The organism is bacterium (genome assembly GCA_026398675.1).
Lineage (GTDB): Bacteria > RBG-13-66-14 > RBG-13-66-14 > RBG-13-66-14 > RBG-13-66-14 > RBG-13-66-14.
The window spans coordinates 1-5,109 of sequence record JAPLSK010000337.1 but is presented as its reverse complement, the minus strand read 5'-3'; the positions used below and the strand labels follow the sequence as shown (position 1 = coordinate 5,109).

The 5,109-nt window shown below is 65.9% G+C and carries 6 protein-coding genes; all 6 read right to left on the bottom strand.

Annotated elements, in window-relative coordinates; translation table 11 throughout:
• Positions 1-654: phosphoribosylformylglycinamidine synthase I (gene purQ / locus NTW26_09905; GenBank protein ID MCX7022566.1), on the bottom strand; the 654-nt coding region annotated here is incomplete at its 3' end.
• 222 nt (positions 655-876) lie between these two features.
• Positions 877-1,638 (bottom strand): hypothetical protein, encoded by a 762-nt coding sequence (locus NTW26_09900; GenBank protein ID MCX7022565.1) that lies wholly within the window; start codon positions 1,636-1,638, stop codon positions 877-879.
• Between the two features lie 136 nt (positions 1,639-1,774).
• Entirely contained in the window at positions 1,775-2,617 is an 843-nt protein-coding gene (locus tag NTW26_09895; protein MCX7022564.1) for a fumarate hydratase, read from the bottom strand.
• Positions 2,618-2,716: 99 nt separating this feature from the next.
• Complete coding sequence (locus tag NTW26_09890) at positions 2,717-3,721, bottom strand: phosphotransferase (protein MCX7022563.1); 1,005 nt, start codon at positions 3,719-3,721, stop codon at positions 2,717-2,719.
• Positions 3,718-4,074: a carboxymuconolactone decarboxylase family protein gene (locus NTW26_09885; GenBank protein MCX7022562.1), complete on the bottom strand. Its 357-nt coding sequence runs from the start codon at positions 4,072-4,074 to the stop codon at positions 3,718-3,720. The genes NTW26_09890 and NTW26_09885 overlap by 4 nt, the downstream gene beginning before the upstream one ends.
• Positions 4,075-4,358: 284 nt before the next feature.
• The coding region (locus NTW26_09880; GenBank protein ID MCX7022561.1) for a YihY/virulence factor BrkB family protein at positions 4,359-5,109 on the bottom strand (751 nt) is incomplete at its 5' end.

Sequence of the window (5,109 nt, the reverse complement as noted above, 5' to 3'; positions counted from 1 at the left end):
GGGGTGGGGCATCACCGCCAGCACGTTCCCCGCCGGGTTGGTCATGCCCGCGATGTCGCCCAAAGCGCCGTTGGGATTTGTGGGGTAGTCCCCTTCCGCCGGCGAGCCGTCGGGATTGGCGAAGCGGAAGGCCACCTGGCTGCTCGCTTCGACACGCGCCAGAATCGCCGGGTCGTGGGTCGTGAAGCGCCCCTCGGCGTGGGCCATGGGCACGGGGATGACCTCGCCCTTTTCGTACATTCTGGTGAAGAGGCTCCCGGCCGGGTTCTCCACGCGCAGGTACGTCCAGCGGCAGAGGTAGCCGTGGGCGTTCGAGTCCAGGGCCATCTCGAGGGGGTGCCCTTCGGCGAGACCTGGGACGAGCCCGGCTTCGAGGAGGGTCTGCGCCCCGTTGCACACGCCGAGGACCGGCTTGCCGGCGTCGGCGGCTCGGGAAACCTCGTCCAGGACGGCCTCCTTGGCGCCGATGGCCCCGGCGCGCACCCGGTCCTGGAAGCTGAACCCCCCGGCCAGGAAGTAAGCGTCGGCGGAGCGCAGCTTGTCCGGCTCGTTCCAGCGGACGATTTGGGCGTCGAGGCCCGCCGCCTCGCAGGCGCGGACGCTCTCGTACTCGCAGTTGGTGCCGGGGAAGGCGAGGACGGCGACTTTGGGCATATTCCCGCCGGGCGAGGACGGCCGAGGTGCGAAAAGAAAGGGGCTCTGCGCCCCTATTTTAACAAAAATCCGGCCCCGTTATCCCGCTACGGAGTGACTGACTCGTGCCGCATCACACCGTGCGTTGACCGTTTTTAAGGAAAGTAGAAGCGGCGGGCCACAGGGGATGCATCCCTCGGGGCCGGCCTGCGCATCTCCTTCACCAGCTGGGGGAGGATGGGTCTACTTCGCCGGGCCCCAGTCGGGAGACCAACCTCCCTCTGTGGTCAACTGGGTCTGGTTGCCCCCGTCGGCGTCCATCACGAAGATTTCCATGTCGGACCATGTGCCGTAGGACTCGAAGGCGATGCGGTCGCCGTCCGGGCTCCAGGCGGGATTATCGTCATATGTGTCGTTGTAGGTCAACTGGGTTTGGTTGCTACCGTCGGCGTCCATCACGAAAATTTCCCAGTCCCCGTCGCGGTAGGAGTCGAAGGCGATGTGGCTGCCGTCCGGCCTCCAGGAGGGATGACTACCACCGTCGAAGGTTAACTGGGTCGGGTTGCTCCCGTCAGCGTCCATCACGAAGATTTCGTCGTCCCCGTCGAGCTCGGAGGCGAAGGCGATGCGGTCGCCATCCGGGCTCCAGTCGGGCTTATCGTCAAAGCTGTCGTTGTAGGTCAACTGGGTCTGGTCGCCCCCGTCGGTGTCCATCACGAAGATTTCCCAGTCCCCGTCGCGGTCGGAGCAGAAGGCGATGCGGTCTCCGTCTGGACTCCAGTCGGGATACTCGTCAAAGCTAGCGTTGTTGGTCAACTGGGTCTGGTTGCTCCCGTCAGCTTCCATCACGAAGATTTCCCAGTCCCCATCGCGGTCGGACATAAAGGCGATGCGGCCGTTACCACCATCCCCGTCACCATCCCCGTCGCCGCCTCCCGGAACCGTACACGAAAAACCCAGTATGAGCCCCAGGAGAAGCGCACAGATTAGAAAAACAGTTCTCATCTCCCTACCTCCTACCTACTGCCTCCAAACCAGAAAAACTTCCACGACTATTAGATATTAAAAAAAAAATCCTGTCAAATGAATAAAGAGAGCCGGTCGGGCTCTCCTGTTATTTAAACGGGCTGATGTCGGTTTACTACAACTCGACGGACTTATGCCGCGCCGCGTGGCACTGCACGTTGACCGCCGCCGGCAGGCTGGCGATGTGGCAGGGGTAGGTCTCGATGGCCAGCCACAGAGAGGTTGTCCGTCCGCCCAGCCCCTGGGGCCCGATGCCGAGCCGGTTGATTTCATCCAGCCACTGCTTCTCCAGCCCGGCGTAGTACGGGTCCGGGTTGTACTCGCCCACGGTGCGCAGGGTGGCCTTTTTCGCCAGGATGGCGCACTTCTCGAAGTCGCCGCCGATGCCCACCCCGATGATGGTGGGGGGGCAGGGGTTGGGACCGGCCTCGTCCACCGTGTGCAGGACGAAGCGCCGCACCCCCTCCACCCCGTCGGCGGGCTTGAGCATGGCCACCCGGCTCATGTTCTCGCAGCCGCCGCCCTTGGGCTCGAAGTGGATTACGAGCGCGTCGCCGGGGACCACGTCGTAGTGGATGACGGGCGGGGTGTTGTCGCCGGTGTTCTTGCGCCTCAAGGGGTCGGCCACGATGGACTTGCGCAGGTAGCCGTCGGCGTAGCCTTGGCGCACCCCCTCGGCGATGGCCTCGGTGAGCCCGCCGCCGGTGATGCGCACATCCTGGCCCAGGGTTACGAAGGCCACGGCGTAGCCCGTGTCCTGGCAGATGGCCACCTCCTCGTCCCGGGCGATTTCGGCGTTCTTGATTATCACGTCGAGGACGTCGCGCCCCACGGGGGAGGGCTCCACGGCGCGGAAATCGCGGAGCGCCCGCTCCACGTCCTCGGGCAATCGGTAAGCGGCGTCCAGGCAGAGCTGCCGGACGGCGGCGGTGACCTTGCTTAAGTCTATCTCTCGCATGTCCGTCTTTCGGGTTGGGGTTCCGGTTTTTACGACGGGTAACCGGCGGAAAATGCCTATTCCCTCTTGGAAGGGCCGTCCACGGCGCCGACCCGGTCTTTAGAGCCGGGTCAGGGCATCGTCCAATCGTCCGACCAGGGCCCCGACCGACCCCGCCGACGGAGGCGGGCCGTCCGGGTTCCCGGCGAGCCGCTTGAGGCGCGCGAGGGCGTGTACCAGGCGGGCCGCGGCCAGCGCCTTTTCGTCGGGCGGGTTCCAGGACGGGTTGCGGGCCCCGGCCATCTGCCGGTAGAGCGGGATCTGCTCGTAGCCCAGACAGGGAGCCAGGTCCAGCGCCGCCCAGCCGAGCCCCAGCCCGCCCCAGTCCACGAGGGTCCCCGCGCCGTCGTCGCCCACCACGATGTGGGGGGGCTCGATCTCGCCGTGAATGACCACCGGCCCGTCGCCCGCGGCCAGATTGACCGCCTCGGCGGAGACCGCCGTTGCGCGGCTCAGTAGAGTCCCAGCTTCATCACTCATGCCGGGAAGGACAAGGTACGCCGCAGTATCGTCCACCGACGCCTCCTCGATCAGGCTCTCCCGGGAGGCGAAGGTGTAGCCCCGGCGGAGGTAGGCCTCGGCGTGTCCGGCGGTGGAGGCGTGGAGGAGGGCCATGTCGGCCACAATCCCCTCGGGGAGGGAATCGGCGGTGAAAAGGTTGCCGTCGGCGCCGTTTCCGAGCGTCTGACCCGGCACGAAAATGTAGCACAGCGCCTGGCTCTCGACGCCGTTCGACCGGATGTCCAGGGAGGAGACGAGGATGCGCGGCTGGTGCTTCAGGCCCAGCCGATGCCCGAGGACAAGACCCTCCACCTCGCGCTCGGTGGGAAGCTTGAAGAAGAGATCCACCCGAACCTCTTCACCCCGACCGGCCCTGGTAGTCACGGTCCCCCGCCGGGGGGCGAAACCGTTGCCGCCGGACGTGGACCCGGAGTCGGGCTCGGCGAAGATGATGCTCTCCACGGCGATGGACCGGGAGAGGTGTCGGGCGAGCGCCTGTTCCAGCGCCGTTTTGCCCACGGGGGTTATCTCCCAGCCGGGGGCGCCGAAAATGTTGTAGCTCACGACCGACCCCCCTTCCCCCGGATATCCTCCCAGAGGCGGGCGGCGCGGCGGTAGTGGGGGATGACCACGGAGCCGCCCACCACCAGCGCAACCTCGAGGGCCTCGTAGAACTCATCGCCATCCACACCCTCATCATTGCAGCGCAGGACGTGGTACGTGACGCAGTCCTCGCAGCGCAGCACGGTCGAGGCGACTAGCCCCAGCAGCTCCTTGAACCTGCCGGGGAGCCTCCCCTCATCGTAAACCTGGGTGTCGAGCGAGAAAAAACGTTTCGTGATTTTCCCGCTCCGGGATAGAACCAGCTCGTTGAGCTCATTCCGTTCCCGGCGGAAATCGTCCACTGCATTAGTCATCTAAAAACTCCAGTCCTAGATGCGATTTGCTGGGGCATAACTCGCTTCGCTTCGTTTCGCTGGGGCGTAGCTCGCTACGCTCGGTTTGCGCGGTGGAAATGAAAATTACCTCACCCGTTCACCGTCAGCGTCCTCCTCTCTTTTAACGGCAAAAGCCGTCCTCCGGTGCCCGAACGGTTGGATACAGTGGTATCCTGGGAGTCGTCGCACCGTCCGACCCGGATGTCGGCTCGCGGGTGTCAGTCTGGAGAGGATACTCCAACGCCGGGCGTTATTCAAGCGGACTATCCCGTCCCGTCGCGCAGGTCGTCGGCGATGCCGCGGGCCCTTCGGCGCAGCTTCCACTGTGCGCGACGACCCTCGACCGCGTAGGCCAGCTCCGCGCCCAAGAGGAGAATCGTCGCCGCGTAGTAGGACCAGAAGCTGAAAGCGACCAGGCCGGCCAGTACGCCGTAGTAGACGTCCGGTCGGGCCAGGTCGGCCAGGTAGAAGCTGAAGAGTACCTTGGCCGCCTCGTAGGCGAGCGCCGCCGTGAGCGCGCCCACGGACGCCGCCTGCCAGCTCACCGGCGCCGTGGGCACCAGGCGGTAGACGAGGAAGAAGAAGAACGCCGTCAGGAGATACGGGACGACCAAGAGGACGATCCGGGCGAGGCCCCTGGCCAGGGGGAACTCCCATCCCCCCAGGCGCCAGTCGGAACCGGCCAGCTTGGCCAGGAGCCCGGTGAGGACGGTCCCCGCCAACAGGAACACGAAGACCCCCACGAGCATGCCCAGGGCGACGAGCCTCCCCTCCCACCAGCGCCTTTTTCGCCCCGCGCCCCAGATGTTGTCCAGCGCTCGGCGGACGGAATCGGTGAGCCGCGAGGAGAGCCAAAGGAGCACCACCAGCCCCGCGATTCCCACCTCGACCCGCGCCCCCACCGCTTTTTCCAAGAGATTCTCCGCCCAGCCCAGGGAATCGGGGACGAGCCCCCCCAGCGCCCCGGTCACGGTCTGGGCCGCCGCCTGGCTCGAGCCGAAGACGAAGCCGAAG

What these genes read in the sequence shown, in the direction of transcription:
- NTW26_09895 (MCX7022564.1), bottom strand. Translation starts at nt 2,617, where the DNA reads ATGCGAGAGATAGACTTAAGCAAGGTCACCGCCGCCGTCCGGCAGCTC.
- NTW26_09900 (MCX7022565.1), bottom strand. Translation starts at nt 1,638, where the DNA reads ATGAGAACTGTTTTTCTAATCTGTGCGCTTCTCCTGGGGCTCATACTG.
- NTW26_09885 (MCX7022562.1), bottom strand. Translation starts at nt 4,074, where the DNA reads ATGACTAATGCAGTGGACGATTTCCGCCGGGAACGGAATGAGCTCAAC.